At 67.8% G+C, this 16,515-nt stretch carries 14 protein-coding genes; 13 read left to right on the top strand and 1 reads right to left on the bottom strand.

Features of this window, described 5'->3' with window-relative positions:
* The first annotated feature begins 6 nt into the window (after positions 1 to 6).
* The 7 genes from DELCS14_RS12475 (at position 7) to DELCS14_RS12450 (ending at position 6,650) form a co-directional block, all read left to right on the top strand.
* Positions 7 to 219 carry a hypothetical protein gene (locus DELCS14_RS12475; protein WP_012206144.1) on the top strand — a complete coding sequence of 71 codons (213 nt, stop codon included), beginning with the start codon at positions 7 to 9 and terminating at the stop codon, positions 217 to 219.
* Between the two features lie 152 nt (positions 220 to 371).
* Positions 372 to 2,459 (top strand): catalase, encoded by a 2,088-nt coding sequence (locus DELCS14_RS12470; RefSeq protein ID WP_013801927.1) that lies wholly within the window; start codon positions 372 to 374, stop codon positions 2,457 to 2,459.
* A gap of 158 nt (positions 2,460 to 2,617) precedes the next feature.
* Positions 2,618 to 2,806, top strand: coding sequence for a hypothetical protein (locus tag DELCS14_RS30465; RefSeq protein ID WP_141441593.1), 189 nt, complete (start codon positions 2,618 to 2,620; stop codon positions 2,804 to 2,806).
* A gap of 74 nt (positions 2,807 to 2,880) precedes the next feature.
* Positions 2,881 to 3,951: a DNA topoisomerase IB gene (locus DELCS14_RS12465; protein ID WP_043796723.1), complete on the top strand. Its 1,071-nt coding sequence runs from the start codon at positions 2,881 to 2,883 to the stop codon at positions 3,949 to 3,951.
* 132 nt (positions 3,952 to 4,083) lie between these two features.
* The gene (locus DELCS14_RS12460) at positions 4,084 to 5,709 is read left to right on the top strand and encodes a sigma-54 dependent transcriptional regulator (RefSeq protein ID WP_013801925.1); all 1,626 of its coding nucleotides are present in this window, start codon (positions 4,084 to 4,086) and stop codon (positions 5,707 to 5,709) included.
* A gap of 64 nt (positions 5,710 to 5,773) precedes the next feature.
* Positions 5,774 to 6,301 (top strand): hypothetical protein, encoded by a 528-nt coding sequence (locus tag DELCS14_RS12455; RefSeq protein WP_013801924.1) that lies wholly within the window; start codon positions 5,774 to 5,776, stop codon positions 6,299 to 6,301.
* A gap of 70 nt (positions 6,302 to 6,371) precedes the next feature.
* Positions 6,372 to 6,650 (top strand): GlsB/YeaQ/YmgE family stress response membrane protein, encoded by a 279-nt coding sequence (locus DELCS14_RS12450; RefSeq protein WP_013801923.1) that lies wholly within the window; start codon positions 6,372 to 6,374, stop codon positions 6,648 to 6,650.
* 18 nt (positions 6,651 to 6,668) lie between these two features.
* On the opposite strand, the gene DELCS14_RS12445 is transcribed toward DELCS14_RS12450, so the two are convergent.
* On the bottom strand, positions 6,669 to 8,258 hold the full coding sequence (locus DELCS14_RS12445; RefSeq protein WP_228676882.1) for a hypothetical protein: 1,590 nt from the start codon (positions 8,256 to 8,258) through the stop codon (positions 6,669 to 6,671).
* A gap of 328 nt (positions 8,259 to 8,586) precedes the next feature.
* Here DELCS14_RS12445 and rpoN point away from each other — a divergent pair, with 328 nt between their 5' ends.
* The 6 genes from rpoN (at position 8,587) to DELCS14_RS12415 (ending at position 16,368) form a co-directional block, all read left to right on the top strand.
* The gene (gene rpoN, locus DELCS14_RS12440; RefSeq protein ID WP_013801921.1) at positions 8,587 to 10,149 is read left to right on the top strand and encodes an RNA polymerase factor sigma-54; all 1,563 of its coding nucleotides are present in this window, start codon (positions 8,587 to 8,589) and stop codon (positions 10,147 to 10,149) included.
* A gap of 169 nt (positions 10,150 to 10,318) precedes the next feature.
* Positions 10,319 to 10,645, top strand: a complete 327-nt coding sequence (locus tag DELCS14_RS12435; RefSeq protein WP_013801920.1) for a hypothetical protein — start codon at positions 10,319 to 10,321, stop codon at positions 10,643 to 10,645.
* 48 nt (positions 10,646 to 10,693) lie between these two features.
* Entirely contained in the window at positions 10,694 to 10,888 is a 195-nt protein-coding gene (locus tag DELCS14_RS12430; RefSeq protein ID WP_012206153.1) for a hypothetical protein, read from the top strand.
* A gap of 1 nt (position 10,889) precedes the next feature.
* Positions 10,890 to 11,090 carry a hypothetical protein gene (locus DELCS14_RS12425; RefSeq protein ID WP_013801919.1) on the top strand — a complete coding sequence of 67 codons (201 nt, stop codon included), beginning with the start codon at positions 10,890 to 10,892 and terminating at the stop codon, positions 11,088 to 11,090.
* A 55-nt stretch (positions 11,091 to 11,145) separates the two neighbouring features.
* A complete protein-coding gene (locus DELCS14_RS12420) occupies positions 11,146 to 15,009 on the top strand; it encodes an ATP-binding protein (RefSeq protein WP_157158263.1) in 3,864 nt (1,287 codons plus the stop codon).
* Positions 15,010 to 15,075: 66 nt separating this feature from the next.
* Positions 15,076 to 16,368 (top strand): Zn-dependent hydrolase, encoded by a 1,293-nt coding sequence (locus DELCS14_RS12415; protein WP_013801917.1) that lies wholly within the window; start codon positions 15,076 to 15,078, stop codon positions 16,366 to 16,368.
* Positions 16,369 to 16,515 lie beyond the last annotated feature (147 nt).

The raw sequence follows: 16,515 nt of genomic DNA, 5'->3' as shown, positions 1-16,515 counted from the left end.
ACGGAAATGACGCAACAGACCAACAACCCTCAAGGCAACACGGCCAGCAACCAGCAAAACGACAAGAACAAGCAGCAGCAGCAACAGAACAATCCGGGGCAGCAGCAGCAAAGCAATCCCAACAACCCGAACAATCCCAACCAACAGCAGCAACAGAGCAATCCCCAGCGCAACCAACCAGGGGAACAGCAAAAGCAGGGCAGCCATCAGCAGCGTTAAGCTGCCGATAGCGTGAACTGGCAAAGGGCCCCCTGGGCCCTTTTTTTATCTCCAGAGCTTTGCTGACGATGCCCTTTGGTTCAGCCAATCGCCTCTTCCAATAATTATTGCCTCATACAACAGGCCATCCTCTTTCTTTCAAGGAGTAAATCGTGGCTAAGAAATCCCCTGGTGAAAAGAAATCGTCCAAGCAATCCCCCACAGGCCATGGCGGAGAATTACAGCAACAGGCCGACGGACAGCACCCCGGATTGACCACGCAGCAAGGCATTCCGGTTCCTGATAATCAGAACTCTCTCACCGCCTGGGAAAAAGGCCCTACGCTGCTGGAAGATTTCATCCTGCGCGAGAAAATCACGCATTTCGACCATGAGCGCATTCCAGAGCGAATCGTCCATGCACGCGGCACAGGCGCCCACGGTTATTTCCAGCTGACAGATTCGCTGGAGCAATACACCACCGCCAAGGTCCTGACCGAAACCGGCAAGCAAGTACCGATCTTTGTGCGCTTCTCCACCGTGGCCGGTGGAGCAGGCTCGGTGGACACCCCGCGCGATGTGCGCGGCTTTGCCATCAAGTTCTATACCGAAGAGGGCAACTGGGATCTGGTGGGCAACAACATCCCGGTCTTCTTCATCCAGGACGCCATGAAATTCCCCGACCTGGTCCATGCCGTGAAGATGGAACCCGACCGGGGCTTTCCGCAGGCCGCCACGGCGCACGACACGTTCTGGGACTTCATCTCCCTCATGCCCGAGTCCATGCACATGGTCATGTGGATCATGAGCGACCGCACCATTGCACGCAGCCTGCGCATGATCGAGGGCTTTGGCGTGCACAGCTTCCGGCTGGTCAATGCCCAGGGTGAAAGCACCTTCGTGAAATTCCACTGGCGGCCCGAGCTGGGCATCCAGTCCACGGTCTGGGACGAGGCCCTCAAGCTGCAGGCCGCAGACAACGACTACCACCGCCGCGACCTGTTCGAGGCCATCGAGGCGGGCGACTACCCAGCTTGGGAGCTGTGCGTGCAGCTGTTCTCGCAGGAGCAGGCAGACGCCCTGCCCTACGACCACCTGGACCCCACCAAGCTCATCCCCGAAGAGGAAATTCCGCTGCGCAAGATCGGCCGCTTCGTGCTGGACCGCTGGCCCGACAACTTCTTCGCCGAGACCGAGCAGGTGGCCTTCTGCCCGGCCAATATCCCGCCCGGCATCGATTTCAGCAACGACCCGCTGCTGCAGGGCCGCCTGTTCTCGTACCTGGACACCCAGCTGTCGCGCCTGGGCGGGCCCAACTTCACGCAGCTGCCCATCAACGCGCCCAAATGCCCGTTCGCCCACCACCAGCGCGACGGCCACATGCAGACCGAGGTGCCCAAGGGCCGCGTGGCCTATGAGCCCTCCAGCCTGCAGGCCGACAGCCCGCGCGCCTCGGCAGCCCGCGGCTTGCGGCACTTTGCCCAGCCCGCGCAGGAGGGTGCCAAGGGCCGCATCCGCCCCGAGAGCTTTGCCGACCACTACAGCCAGGCGCGCATGTTCTACCAAAGCCAGAGCGCGCAGGAGCAGGCCCACATCGCCAGCGCCCTGGTGTTCGAGCTGTCCAAGGTACAGACGCCGCATGTGCGCCTGGCCGTCGTCGGCCACTTGCAGGTGATTGACGCCGACCTGGCAAAGCGCGTGGCAGACGGCCTGGGCCTGCCCCAGTTGCCGCCTGCCGCCAAGCCTGCCGTGCCCCCGCAAAAGCTGCCGCCCAGCCCGGCCACGCGCATCATCGACCGCATGAAGCCCACCTTGCAGGGCCGCTGCGTTGCCATCCTGGTGGACGAAGGCTCCAGCGCCCGGCACGTTGCCGCCTTCCACAAGGCGCTGGTGGCGCAAAAGGCCAGCGTGAAGATCATTGCGCCCAAGATCGGCGGCGCCACGCTGGACGACGGCAGCCACCTGCCGGCCGACGGCCAGCTGGCCGGATCGCCATCCGCGCAGTTCGATGCCGTGGTGTCCATCATCACGCTGGAGCGCGGCCAGGCGCTGGCCCATGAGGCAGCCGCGCAGGACTGGTTCCGCGACGCCTTCGGCCACCTCAAGGCCATTGCCGCCTGCAAGGCCACGCAGCACATCATGAAGACGGCCGGCATCACACCGGACGAGGGCGTGTTTCCCATCGACAAGCCCGAACCCTTCATCGAAGGCGCCAAGAAGCGCTTCTGGGCCCGCGAAGCGAAGCTGAGAACGCTGGCCTGACCCCCGTCCCGGCGTGCGCCACATCATTGCCACCAGATGGCACCGCGCCGGACTTCAACCAACCTTGTACCCGGGCCATTTCCCTCGGGTCCAGGCACGGCGCTTGCCACGGCAACACCAAGGCCGGCCCGGCCTGCCACCTACAGGAGCAACTTCCCATGATCACTTCGGTACCTGCACCCCCTGTCACCCCGCCTGTCACCCCGCCTGTCGCGCCCCCCGTCAACCCGCCGCCCACCGAGCCGCTGGTTCCCCCCGTGGGCGACCCGCCACCGGCCCCGGCACCTTCGCCCTACTCCGACCCGCCCATTGCCCCGCCGCCACCGCCGCCGCAGGGGGTGCACTGAGCTCCGCACCAGCCAGGGGCAGGGCAGCGAAAGCAGACGGCCCCGGCCCTGCCCTGACCTATGTGAACGACCGCATGCCCGGCTGGCGCCGCGTGCGGCGCGGCAAGGGCTTTTCCTACGTGGCGCAGGATGGCAAGCCCGTGCGCGATGCCCAGGCGCTGGCGCGCATCGGCAAACTGGCCATTCCACCGGCCTATGTGGATGTCTGGATCTGCCCCGATGCCCAGGGCCACCTGCAGGCCACGGGCCGCGATGCGCGGGGCCGCAAGCAGTACCGCTACCACCCGCAGTGGCAGGAACAGCGCAAGCAGGTCAAGTTCGACCGCATGCGTGCCTTTGGCCGCCACCTGCCCGCCATCCGTCGGGCGGTGGCGCGCGATCTCAAGCCTGGCCGGCCGCAGCTGGACACCGTGGTGGCCGCCATCGTCTGGCTGCTGGACTGCACGGCCCTGCGCATAGGCAATGACGAGTATTCGGAGAGCAATGGCTCCTACGGCCTCACCACGCTCAGAAACCGCCATGCCCAGGTGCACGCGGGTGAGCTGACGCTGAGCTTCAAGGGCAAGAGCGGCGTGCTGCAGCAGGCCCGCGTGTCCGACCGGGCCGTGTCCCGCATCGTCAAGCGCTGCCAGGAGCTGCCGGGCCAGCGGCTGTTCCAGTTCATCGACGATGAAGGCGAAGTCCACCATGTGCGATCCGAGCATGTGAACGACTACATCCGCAGGATTTGCGGCAAGGCTGCGGCCCATGGGGCTGATGCCGCAGATGCCAGAGATACCGCAGACGGCCCGGATTTCAGCGCCAAGGATTTCCGCACCTGGCATGCCAGCGTGTACGCGCTGGAACTTGCGCTGGAACTTGCGCTGACCGCAGGCAAGGCAGCATCGCAAGAAGGCGCAGGCACCAGTGCGGCGGCGCTGAACGCTCTGGTCACGCAGGTCGCCCGGCGCCTGGGCAATACCTGTGCGGTTTGCCGCAAGTTCTACATCCATCCCCAGGTGCTGGCCCTGTGCGAGCAACCTGGGCAGGACATTCCCACCGCACCGGACAGGCGCCCGCGCGGACTGAGCGCCAAGGAATGCCTGTTCCTGGGGTTGCTGCAGCCCCGCAGCGGGCGGCGCGCCAGTCGCCAGCCGCCTCCCTGATCCCGCCTCCCGCACGCCCGGCAAACACTGTGCCTGTGGACTGACAAAGACGCCTGCATGCTCGCCCTTAAACTGGCAGATCATGAAATTTTGTCAAAACGCGTTGCGGCGAGGACCCCTGGAGGCCATGCAATGAACCACGTGCTGATCGTCGATGACGATGCGGATTCCGCAGCGACCATGCGCGAACTCGTGGGCGTGGACCGCTTCTCGGTCGCCGTGGCCCACACCCTGCGCGACGCGCGCCGGCAGATGGCCATGCAGCCGCCCAGCCTGGTGCTGCTGGACCTGCAACTGCCCGATGGCAACGGCATGGACCTTTTCGGTGACCAGCAGGTGCCGCAGGACTCGCAGATCGTGCTGGTGACCGGCCACGCCAGCCTGGACTCCTCCATCGAGGCCCTGCGCCGCGGCGCCATGGACTATCTGGTCAAGCCCGTGGGCATCGGGCGGCTGGAGGACATTCTTTCGCGCTTTCTGATCCCCACGGCCGGCCTGCCGGAAACGGGCACCAGCACCGTCACGGGCGCGGCCTTCGACCAGATCACCCCGCAAGACAGGCCAGGCGCCGGCTACTGCGCGCAGGAAGGGCGCTTTGGCCGGCTGTGGGGCGGCTCGGCCCCCATGCAGCGGCTGTACCAGCAGATGGAGCGCGTGGCGGGCACCTCGGTCACGGTCTTTCTGACGGGCGAAAGCGGCACCGGCAAGGAAGTCGTGGCACAGACCCTGCATGAGCTGAGCCAGCGGCGCAGCCGGCCCTTCCTGGCGGTCAACTGCGGTGCCATTTCTCCGCACCTGATCGAAAGCGAGATCTTTGGCCATGAAAAGGGCAGCTTCACCGGCGCCGACCGCCAGCACCAGGGCTTTTTCGAGCGCGCGGCCACGGGCACGCTGTTTCTGGACGAAATCACGGAAATGTCGATGGAGCTGCAGGTCAAGCTGCTGCGCGTGCTGGAGACCGGCCGCTTCATGCGCGTGGGCTCCACCCAGACGCTGCAGACCGATGTGCGCGTGATCGCCGCCACCAACCGCTGCCCCTACGAGGCCGTGGCCAGCGGCAAGCTGCGCGAAGACCTGCTGTACCGCCTGAACGTCTTCCCTATCGAGCTGCCGCCGCTGCGCGAGCGCCTGACCGACGTTCCGCTGCTTGCGCAGCATTTCATGGAGGCTATCTCCCAGCGCGAGGGCCAGGCCAAGCAATTCACGGCATCGGCCCTCAAGCAGCTTGCGCAATACAGCTGGCCCGGCAATGTGCGCGAATTGCGCAACGCCGTGCAGCGCGCCTATGTGATGGAGCCCGGCCCGCTGGTGAGCCAGGAATGGCTGCCCCGGCCGCCCGTGGCCATTGCCCAGCAGCCGGCCCCGGTGCATCCGGCCGCCCACGCCCTGCACCTGCCGCAAATGCCACATATGCCGCAGGCGGGGTCCATGCCAATGAGCGCGCCATTGACCGCGCCACTGACAGCGCCATCGACCACGCCCATCACCCCCACCATCACAGCGCATGCGCCCGCCGACCACGCGCATGCAGCCGCCACCTACGACCTGCCCGACACCGAGCCGGCCACCATACAGCTGCCCATCGGCATGACCATGGCGCAGGCCGAGCGGCTGCTCATCCAGGCCACGCTCAAGCAGTGCAAGTACCAGAAGGAACGCACGGCGGCCGTGCTCGGCATCAGCCTCAAGACCCTGTACAACCGGCTCAGGGACTATGCGGGCGGCAAAAAGGGCGAAACGGACGCCGAGCACGGCTGATACCCGCCGGCAGGCACGCTGCTTGCCACCTTGCTTGCACCTTCGTGCAACCAAGGACAAGCCCATGGACTCCTCTCCTCCCCGCGCCTACGGTGTCTTCAAGCCCGTGGGCCACATGGTGGTCTCGTTTCCCACAGCTGCGCAGGCCGACGACGGCGTGGCCGCGCTGCAGGCGCTGGACCTGCCCGTCCAGGACATCCAGCGCTATTCCGACCGGGAAATGCTGGCCCAGATCGATGAAGACCTGCGCCAGGCCAGCCCCGTTGCTGCCGTGGGCCAGGAGCTCAACCTGGTCAAGGCCCACCAGGCCCTGGCCGAACGCGGCTACCACTGGCTGGTGGTGCGCGTGGACAGCGACGAGGCCGCACGCACGGCCGCCGATGCCCTGAAGGCCGCCGGTGCCGAGCGCGCTCAACTCTATGGCCGCTTCATCATCGAGGAATTGATAGAGCACGCCGCCGACCTGCCCCAGGTCAGCGAGTCGCCCGACCGGGGCCTGGATGCCCAGACGCCTTCGGGCCATGAGGCGGAGCGTGCAGAGATTCGCCCTGCCTCGGGCCAGGACACCGCCCCTGACAAGCCTAGGCTCTGAACGGCCTGCAGGAGCCGGGCACGCCGATTGCCCTTGACCACCAACCGTAACTTTTTTCAAGGGCGATGCCATGGACTTCCTCATCTGGCTGATGGTGGGTGGCCTGATCGGCTGGATTACCAGCATGGTCACGAACACCCAGGCCGAGCAAGGCATTTTGCTCAACGTGGTCATAGGCGCCATAGGCGCACTGCTGGGCGGCTGGCTGCTGGCGCCGATGCTGGGGCCTTCGGCCATGAATGCGCAGACGGAGGCGCCGGCCACCTCCATGTCCATCTTCGTCTCTCTGGCCTGCGCCGTTGCGCTGCTGGCCATCTTCAACCTGTGCAAGCGGAGCGTGCCGCGCTGAAAGCGGCCAGGCAGCCTGTCAGTCCAGCCTTTGCGCCAGGCAGTCCTGCGCCGCCATGGCCACGCGCGGCAGCACCAGTGAGACCGCCAGGCAGCGGCCATGCTCACCCTCGGCCCGCACCACGCCGCCGCGCTCCAGGCACAGGCGGCGCGCCAGGCTCAGGCCGCAGGTGGCGTCCGCATCGGCATCGTTCAATGGAGTGAAGACAGGCGGCGGGTCCTGCCTTTCCACACGTTCCAGCCGTGGCGCGCCCGCCTCGCCGGTACCGGAGCCGGTGCTGACGGCGCCCGCCCCGTGGGCCATGGCCTCGATGCGGATCTCCACCAGCGCACCCCCGCGAGAAGCTGCGGCCTGGGCCTGGGCCTGGGCCAAGTCCTCGGACAGGGGCCGGGCGGCCATGTGCACCTGCGCGCCATCGGTCATCGCTTCGCGGATGGCGAGAAAAATGCTGATCAGCGCCAGCTCCAGCTCATCCGGGTCCACATGCACGCCCAATCGCGGCGCCGGCTGGCCGGGCTGACTGGCCTCGGCAGGCTCCGCCACCTCCAGCGCCATGCGCTTGCCCAGCACCACGGCCAGCGTGCCCTGCAGGCCGGGCAGCCAGCGGTACAGGTCCACCACCAGCGCATGCGTGCAATGGTGCGCCCCGAAACGCAACAGTTGCTGCGTGAGGCGGCTGGCCGTGTCCACCGAGCGCAGCATGGCCTGGGCGGGCAGGCGCAGGCCCGGGTCCTCGGAGCGCCGCTCTATCAGATAGGCGCTGTTGCTCAGAATGCCCAGCTGGTTGTTGAACTCATGGGAAAACCGGCCTGCCAGCCGCCCCACCACCTGCAGGCGTTCGCTCTGGAGACGGGCAGCGGCCGCTTCGAGACCGGCAGCGTCCACCGCAGCGCCTTCGGACAGGCCGGCATCACCACCGCCCTGGCCTTGGCCCTGGTCTTGCGCCTTGCCCCCCATTGCCGGCAACACCAGGGCCGTGCTGCCCCGCAGCGCCAGCCGCGCCAATCCCAGGCCCGCCACCGCGAACAAAACGATGGCCACCCAGATCACCCCCTTCAGGGGCCGGGAGCATGCGGGGTCCAGCGCAGAACAGGGGACCCAGCTCACCCAGGTCCAGCCCTGGGCGGACTTGCTGAAGAAGGCCCGCAGCGGCCCGCCCTGCGCATCTGGCAGATCCAGCCACCCCTGCAAAGCGCCCTGCCCTGCACCCTGCCCTGCGCTCTGCTCTGCGCCTTGCCCCGCACTTTTCACGCCGGGCGCAGCCTGCGCCAGGCTGGCCGCCAGCCGCTCGCTGAAATCGGCGGGCAAGGCAGGCAGGTCGGCTGCCGCGCCGGGCCCGGCCGGCAGGGCGCGGCCTGTGCTGTCCACCAGAAAGCCGGGCCAGCCGGAGTCCAGCAAGGGCCGCAAGGCCGCCAGCACCTGATCGGCTCCGGCCGTGCGCGGCTCCTTGTCCAGCAGACGGGCCACGGCCATGCTGCTGACGCGCGCGGCCTGCTCCTGCGCCGCATGCTCGGATTGGTAGGCGCGCAACAGCAGCCAGGACGAGGCCGCCAGCACAAAGACCAGCAAGGCCAGCAGCAGCAGGACCAACCTCAGGCGTATGGACATGGGATCTTCGGGCAGGGCATCACGCGGCGCCTCCCGTGGAACGGAATTCTGGGCCCCCGGGGGCGGGACCGTGTGGAAGCTGGTGGACTGGTACATGGCAAAGTTTGCAGAAAACCTTGCGCCCAAACGGCAATTTCTGCCGTGGACGCCATGACCGGCCCCGCTGTTCCAGAACCGATCCCCCGCAGCGGCGGCAAAACCCTGGGCCCCGTGCCGCCTGCGCAGGGAGACCACAGCAGGTTTCGTGCCCAAAGTGTATCCAGACGATTCGTCGCCCGCATGGCGGCATGGAGCTTGCGTCTTCGGGTCATCGCACCAAGGAGATGAAATGGGTTCCATGCACCTCAGGGCGGACATACGCCAGTCCCAGACGCTTTCTCCCCGCCTGCAGCTTGCAGTGCGGATGCTGCAGATGTCCTCGCTGGACTTTGCCGCCGTGGTGCGCAGCAAGCTGGAGGACAACCCGTTCCTGGAAGACCCGCAGGATGCGCAGGACGGCGAGTATGAACAGGGGCTGCTCGACGGCAAGGAGCTGGGTGAAGAGGACCGGGAAGGCGGCATGGGCAGGCTGGCCCCGGAGGCAGGCCTGTCCCCGGACACGGCCATGGATGAAGGCATCGGCATGGGCATCGGTCTGGACATGGACCGCGATCTCCCCGGCATGCAGCACCCGCCCGACCCGGCCGACCACCTGCCCGGCCCCGCCACCGAACCCGCCGACGACCGCGACCTGTGGCTGGCCGACATGCATACCGGCGCGCGCCAGGGGGTGGATGGAGAAGGCACGGCCATGGATCTGGCGGCCTGCGAGACAACGCTGGCCATGCACCTGCACGGCCAGCTCAATGTGATGGCGATGACGCCGCGCGACCTGTGCATGGCCCGCGCCATCGTGGAGTCGCTGGACGACGACGGCTATCTGCGCACCGACCTGCAGGAGCTGGCCGGCCTGCTGGCCCTCAGCCCCGCACCTGACGCGCAGGAAATGCTCATTGCCCTGCGCCTGGTGCAATCGCTGGACCCGGCCGGCGTGGCCGCCCGCAGCGTGGGCGAATGCCTGTTGCTGCAATGCCCGCAGATCGGCGATGCCCACCTGCGCCAGTTGGCCCAGGCCATGGTGCAGGACCACATGGATGCACTGGCCGCCCGCGACGTGCCCCGGCTGGCCCGGGCGCTGCAGGTGCCGCCCGCGCAGATCACGCAGGCGCTGGACTGCATACGTCGGCTGAACCCCAGGCCGGGCTGGAACTTCGGCTCCTCCCACGTGGACTACATCGTTCCCGACGTGATCGTGCGCCGGGGCCAGAACGGCTGGAACGTGCACCTCAACCCCGCGGTCGTGCCGCGCGTGCGCCTGAACCGCGTCTACGAGCAGCTGTTTCAGCGCCACCGCCGCAGCGGCCAGAACCAACTGGCCGACCACCTGCAGGATGCGCGCTGGACGGTGCGCAACGTGGAGCAGCGCTTTTCCACCATCCTCGACGTGGCGCAGGCCATCGTGCGCAAGCAGCAGCTGTTCCTGGAGTTCGGCGCCATGGCCATGAAGCCGCTGGTGCTGCGCGAGATTGCCGAGGAAGTGGGCGTGCACGAGTCCACCGTCTCGCGCGTGACCAACAACAAATACATGGCCACGCCCACGGGCGTGTTCGAACTCAAGCATTTCTTCTCGCGCCCCATGCTCAGCGCCAGCGGCAATGCCTGCTCGGCCACGGCCATCCGCGAGTTGATCGGCGACATCATCGCGGCCGAGTCCGATGCCCGGCCGCTGTCGGATGTTGAAATCGCACGCCAGCTCGGTGCCCAGGGCCTGGTCGTGGCGCGCCGCACCGTCACCAAATACCGCCAGCTGCTGCGCATAGAACCGGCCGACCGGCGCAGGCGCCACGCCTGAAACCTGGCGTGGTGGCAAGCGGCGTGCCTGTCCAAAATCCTGTCCGGCCCGTCCTGCCAAGCCCCACCGCCGTGTAGCGGCTTGTCGCTCCCGCAGGGCATGCCTTGTCCGACAGTTGCAGGCCGCCGCCCGGCCTAAGGTGAAAGCTCATGGACTGAAGGAGCCCGCCATGGACAACTCACCCCGCCGAATGCATGCCCCCCTCGAACGCCAGCGCAGCGAGAACAACCACATCCGCGACGGACGCTGGCCCCTGCGCATAGGCGCACTCACCGCCGCCGTCGCACTGATCCTGGTGCTGATGTTCAACTTCATGGCCCCCAAGGGCCGGCTGGATGCGCCCAGCGCCACTGGAGCGACTGGAACGCCTTCGCCCTCACCTTCGCCCTCACCGTCTCCCGCGACACAGCCCGGGTCGCCGCCCGCGCCTTCCGCCGCGCCGCAGCAGGCTGGTCCGGCCACGGCCCCTGCCCCCACCTCCACGCCTGCGCGCTGAGAGGGCATGCACCCCTCATCACCACACACCCCCAAAAGGACACGCACCATGAACCACCCCCTGCCCCACGCACCCAATATTCCCCAGGTGCCGACCACGCCCAACGACCCCGTGGCCCCCGATGATCCCAACCGCCAGCCCGGCCGCCCGCGCGGGCCCGAGCCCATCGACCCGCCCACCACGGCGCCGCCCATCGAGCTGCCACCGTCCCCGGAGCAGGAACAGACGCGCAAGGGAGAGTGACATGCCACAAGGTGACAAATCGGCCTATACCGATAAGCAAAAGCGCCAGGCTCGGCATATCGAAGACAGCTACGAGTCGCGCGGCGTGGGCCACGAAGAAGCTGAAAAGCGCGCCTGGGCCACCGTGAACAGGCAAAGCGGCGGCGGCAAGCTGTCGGGCTCGGGCCGGGGCAGGCAAGCGGGCCAGTCCAAGTCAAAATAGCCGCGACTGCGGCCAGACCCGAGACCCGAGACCCGCAATTGCCGTGGGAGAAAGTGTGAACTCAGAAGACAGTTTTCGATTCCTGCCGCAGCGCGGCGAAATGCCGGCACGCGTGCGTTCCCACGACTGGGCGGCCACGCCCCTGGGAGCGCCGGACGGCTGGCCGCAGACCCTGCGCAACGCCGTGAGCCTGGCGCTGGGCTCGCGCTTTCCCATCACCATCTGGTGGGGCGAAGACTTCCGCCTGATCTACAACGATGGCTATATCCCCTTCCTGGGAACCAGCAAGCACCCCCAGGCGCTGGGCCAGGCCGGCGCGCACTGCTGGAGCGAGATCTGGAGCGATATCGGCCCCATGCTGGAAGGCGTGATGCGTACCGGCGAGGCCACCTGGTCCACCGACGCCCGCTACTTCTTCGACCGCGACCTGCCGCAGGAAGAGGTCTTCGTGACTTTCACCTACGGCCCCATCCTGGCCGATGACGGCGTCACCGTGCAGGGCGTGTTCTGCCCCTGCACCGAGACCACGGAGAAAATCGTCAGCCGCAGGCGCCTGGAGACGCTGCACCGCCTGGGCATACGCACGCTGGACATGCACAACGCCAGGGACGCCGCCCAGAAAGTCTGCGCCGTGCTGGACGAGAACCCCTATGACGTGCCCTTCGCCATCATCTACGAATGCGTGGACACCCCTGCCGCGGGCAGCGCAGGCGCCAGCGGCCCGGCCTTCAGGCTTCTCTGCGCCACGGGCATGGATCTGGACATGGAGCTGGCGGCCGACCCCTCGCGCTGGCCGCTGGACCGGGCCGTGCAATCCGATCCATCGGACCGAGCGGACCTAACGGTCCAGGCGCATCAGGCGGATCAGGCGGCCCAGCCGGGCCAGCCCGCCAATGTGGAACTGGCGCCCCTGGGCCTGTCCCTGCCCGGCGGCCCCTGGCCCGAGGCCTCGCGTCTGGCGCGCATCGTGCCTGTGCGCTGGTCGGGCGACGGCCAGGTCTCGGGCGTGATGGTGCTGGGCGTCAGCCCGCGCCGCCCGCTGGATGTGGACTATTGCGCCTTCCTCGACATGGTGGCAAGCCACACGGGCAGCGTGGTCGCGCACGCACAGGCCTACGAGCAGGAAGCACGGCGCGCCAAGGCGCTGGCCGAGGTGGACCACGCCAAGACCGTGTTCTTCTCCAACGTCAGCCACGAGCTGCGCACCCCGCTGACCCTGATCCTGGGCCCGCTGGAAGATGCCCTGCGCGAGCACGGCGGCCAGGTGCCGGCCGGGCAGACGCAGATGATCCACCGCAACGCGCTGCGCCTGCAAAAACTGGTCAACGCCCTGCTGGACTTCTCGCGCATCGAGGCCGGGCGCATGCAGGCCAGCTACGAGCCCACGGACCTGGCCCGCACCACGGCCGAGCTGGCCAGCATGTTCCGCTCGGCCGTGGAGCAAGCCGGCCTGCGGCTGCGCGTGGATTGCCCGCCGCTGGACGGACCGGTCCATGTGGACCGCGACATGTACGAAAAAATCGTGCTCAACCTGCTGTCCAACGCCTTCAAGTTCACGCTGCAAGGCGAAATCGCAGTGGCGCTGCGCGATGTGCATGATGCGCACGGCGCGGGGGGGGCCTGTGGTGCGGTGGAGCTGTCCGTCACCGACACCGGATCGGGCATTGCGCCCCAGCACCTGCCCCATCTCTTCCAGCGTTTTCACCGCATTCCCGGCAAGCCGGCCCGCACGCACGAGGGCACGGGCATCGGCCTGGCCATGGTGCAGGAGCTGGCACGGCTGCATGGCGGCACCGTTACGGTCAGCAGCACGGAGGGCGAAGGCAGCCGCTTCACCGTGCGCCTGCCCAGGGGGCATGCGCATCTTCCGGCCGAGCACCGGCCCGCGCGCCCGCCTGCATCGCACCCGCAGGTGGATGAGGCCCTGCGCTGGCTGCCCGGCGAGCCCGCCCCGGCTGCCAGCGACGAAGCCAGGCCCATGCAGCGGGACATGCACGGTGGTGCCCTGCCCCCGCGTGCCCGCATCGTCTGCGCCGATGACAACGCCGACATGCGCAGCTACATCGGCCAGTTGCTGGAGCCGCTGTATGAAGTGGAGATCGTGGGCGATGGCCGCGCCGCGCTGGCCAGCATCCACCGCCAGCGGCCCGACCTGGTGCTGGCTGACGTGATGATGCCCGTGCTCGACGGCTTCGAGCTGCTGCACGCGCTGCGCAGTGACGAGACCACGCGCGCCATTCCCGTCATCATGCTGTCCGCGCGGGCCGGCCAGGAGGCCCAGGTCGAAGGCCTGCGCGCGGGCGCGGACGACTACCTGGTCAAGCCCTTTTCGGCGCGCGAGCTGCTGGCGCGCATCGCATCGCTGCTGCAGTTGGTGCGTGTGCGCGAACAGGTCCACGTCGCCGTGCAGGCCAACGAGAAAAAGCTGCGCGCCATCATCGACCAGATGCCTGCGGGCGTGGGCGTCTCCGACATGAGCGGCACCATGGTATTGAGCAATGCGCTCATGGACCGCTTCGTGCCGCGCGCCATTCCTTCCACCCTGGCGGACCGCATGCCGCGCTGGAAGGGATGGGATGACAAGGGCCAGCCCATTGCCCCCGAGAACTGGCCCGGCAAGCGCGCGCTGCGCGGCGAAGTGGTCATGCCGGGTCTGGAGATGCTGCACACCGACGACGATGGCCGCGAATGGTGGATGCGCGTCAGCTGCGCGCCGCTGCGCGATGACGACGGCCAGCTCATAGGCACCTGCTCCGTCATCCAGGACATCACCGAACTCAAACAGGCCGAGTACCACCTCAAGGAAGCCGACCGACGCAAGGACGAATTCCTGGCCACGCTGGCGCATGAGCTGCGCAATCCACTGGCACCCATCAGCCACGGCCTGCAAATCCTCAAGCGCACCGCCAGCGGCGACGACAGCGTGCGCCACAGCCACGAGATGCTGGAGCGCCAGGTCAACCACATGATCCGCATGGTGGACGACTTGCTGGAGGTCTCGCGCATCACCACGGGCAAGGTCCAGTTGCGCAAGGAACTGGTGGACCTGAACGATGTGCTGCAAGGCGTGGTGGCGGCCAGCGGCGCGGTCATGGAGGCAGGCAGCCACCAGTTGCGCCTGGAACTGCCCGCCGCGCCCGTATCGCTGCTGGCCGACCCGATGCGGCTGGCGCAGATGGTCTCCAACCTGCTCAACAATGCCGCCAAGTACTCGCACTCCGGCGGCCACATCGTTCTGGCCGCCTGGACCGATGGCGCGCAGGCCGTGGTCTCGGTACGCGACAACGGCATCGGCATCCCGCCCGCCCTGCTGGGCAAGGTGTTCGATCTGTTCATGCAGGTGGACCGCAACGGCCGCCGTGGGCAGGGCGGCCTGGGCATCGGGCTGACCCTGGTGCGCAGCCTGGTCGAGATGCACGGCGGCAGCGTGCAGGCGCTCAGCGAAGGCAAGGGCCAGGGCAGCGAATTCAGGCTGCACCTGCCCCTGCCCACCCAGGCGCAGCCCCTGGCGGGACAGGCACCGAATGCCCAGCCCGAGGATGCAACGGCCTTCGGCCGCATCCTGGTGGTCGATGACAACATCGACGCCGCCGACACCCTGGCCATGCTGCTCAGGCTGCTGGGCGCCGAAGTCGAGATTGCCCGCGACGGCCCCGGCGCCCTGGCCATGCACGCGGCGTTCAGGCCAGAAGTGGTGCTGCTGGACATCGGCCTGCCCGGCATGGACGGCCTGGAGGTCGCCCGCCGCATCCGTGCCGAGCACGGCCGCGACCAGGTCGTGCTGATCGCGCTCACGGGCTGGGGGCAGGAGGAGGACCTGAGACGATCGCGGGAAGCCGGCATGGACCACCACCTGGTCAAACCCGTGAGCTTCGACACGCTCGAGCGTCTGCTGGCGGGCCTGCGCCCCCTGCCCTGAGGACTGCTTTTTTCGCGCGAGAATTCGGGCTGCCCGATCCAGCTGCCCCAGACGCCACCGAGACCGATGACCGCCCTGCCCGCTTCCTCCGCCCCCAACCTTCCCCCCATCAATGCCGAGCGCCTGTGGCGCCGCGTGGAGACCCTGTCCACCTTCACCCTGCCCGACGTGCCGTGGACGCGCCGCGCCTTCTCCCCTGAATTCGACCAGGCCCGTGCCTGGCTGCGCGGGCAGTTCGAGGCAGCGGGCATGCAGGTCCATCTGGATGAGGGCGGCAACCTGGTGGGCCGCCTGCCGGCTGCCCCAGGCCCGGTGCAACGCGCCCCCATCTCCACCGGATCGCACTGCGATACCGTGATGATGGGCGGGCGCTTCGACGGCATCATCGGCGTGCTGGCCGGCATCGAGGTCGCGCACTGCCTGCACGAAAACGGCATCGCCCTGCAGCACCCGTTCGAGGTGATCGACTTCCTGTCCGAAGAACCCAGCGACTACGGCATCTCCTGCATAGGCAGCCGCGCGCTGTCGGGCAAGCTGGACGCCGCCATGCTGGCCGCCCGCAACCCGCAAGGCGAAACCCTGGCCGAAGGCATGCGCCGCATCGGCGCGCGGCCCGAGGCGCTGGACCGCCCGCTGCGCAGCGCCGGCGGCACGGCCGCCTTTGTGGAACTGCACATAGAGCAGGGCCCGGTGCTGGAGCAGCGCGGCCTGCCCATCGGCGTGGTGACGAACATCGTGGGCATACGCCGCGTGAGCTTCACCGTGCGCGGCCAGGCCGACCACGCAGGCACCACGCCCATGGACATCCGCCAGGACGCGCTGGTGGGCGCGGCGCGCATCATCGATGCGGCCAACCGCAAGGCCGCTGCGCTCAGCGGCCAACCCCACTATGTGGTGGCCACCGTGGGCCGGCTCTCGCTCACGCCCAATGCCTCCAACGCCGTGCCCGGCCTGGTCGAGATGATGATGGAAGTGCGCAGCGACCACGCCGGCGTGCTGGAGCGCTTCCCCGAGGAACTGCTGGCCGAAGTCCTGCCCGGCCTGGCCGCCTTGCGCGTGCGTGCCGAGATGGCCGACGTGAGCCGCTCCCAGCCCACGGACTGCGCTGGCCTGGTCATGCAGGGCGTGGAGCAGGCCTGCACAAACCTGGGCTACGCCTACATGCGCATGCCCAGTGGCGCCGGCCATGACGCCGTCTACATGGCGCCCACCGGCCCCATGGGCATGATCTTCATCCCCTGCCTCAACGGCCGCAGCCACGCGCCCGAGGAATGGATAGAACCCGCCCAGCTGCTGGACGGCACCAGGGTGCTGTACGAGACGGTGCGCGTGCTGGACAGGCAGTTGGCACAGGCCTGAGCGCCTGGCCTGCGGCCAGACACCAAGGCGGCATAAAATAGCCCGCTTCCCTCTGGAGCAGGCACAAGCTGCTCCTTGGTGAAAGCCCCTGTGGCACAGATTGCGGAAATCCGCCCAAATAGCGGGTTTCCCAATGCAAGATGGCGG

The sequence above is a fragment of the Delftia sp. Cs1-4 genome (assembly GCF_000214395.1).
Lineage (GTDB): Bacteria > Pseudomonadota > Gammaproteobacteria > Burkholderiales > Burkholderiaceae_C > Comamonas > Comamonas acidovorans.
The sequence above is the reverse complement of the archived record's forward strand: the minus strand, read 5'-3'. Positions and strand labels throughout refer to the sequence as shown.

Coding starts and splice junctions, on each gene's coding strand:
- DELCS14_RS12475 (WP_012206144.1), top strand. CDS start 7: ATGACGCAACAGACCAACAACCCTCAAGGCAACACGGCCAGCAACCAG.
- DELCS14_RS30465 (WP_141441593.1), top strand. CDS start 2,618: ATGATCACTTCGGTACCTGCACCCCCTGTCACCCCGCCTGTCACCCCG.
- DELCS14_RS12465 (WP_043796723.1), top strand. CDS start 2,881: ATGCCCGGCTGGCGCCGCGTGCGGCGCGGCAAGGGCTTTTCCTACGTG.
- DELCS14_RS12460 (WP_013801925.1), top strand. CDS start 4,084: ATGAACCACGTGCTGATCGTCGATGACGATGCGGATTCCGCAGCGACC.
- DELCS14_RS12455 (WP_013801924.1), top strand. CDS start 5,774: ATGGACTCCTCTCCTCCCCGCGCCTACGGTGTCTTCAAGCCCGTGGGC.
- DELCS14_RS12450 (WP_013801923.1), top strand. CDS start 6,372: ATGGACTTCCTCATCTGGCTGATGGTGGGTGGCCTGATCGGCTGGATT.
- DELCS14_RS12445 (WP_228676882.1), bottom strand. CDS start 8,258: ATGTCCATACGCCTGAGGTTGGTCCTGCTGCTGCTGGCCTTGCTGGTC.
- rpoN (WP_013801921.1), top strand. CDS start 8,587: ATGGGTTCCATGCACCTCAGGGCGGACATACGCCAGTCCCAGACGCTT.
- DELCS14_RS12435 (WP_013801920.1), top strand. CDS start 10,319: ATGGACAACTCACCCCGCCGAATGCATGCCCCCCTCGAACGCCAGCGC.
- DELCS14_RS12430 (WP_012206153.1), top strand. CDS start 10,694: ATGAACCACCCCCTGCCCCACGCACCCAATATTCCCCAGGTGCCGACC.
- DELCS14_RS12425 (WP_013801919.1), top strand. CDS start 10,890: ATGCCACAAGGTGACAAATCGGCCTATACCGATAAGCAAAAGCGCCAG.
- DELCS14_RS12415 (WP_013801917.1), top strand. CDS start 15,076: ATGACCGCCCTGCCCGCTTCCTCCGCCCCCAACCTTCCCCCCATCAAT.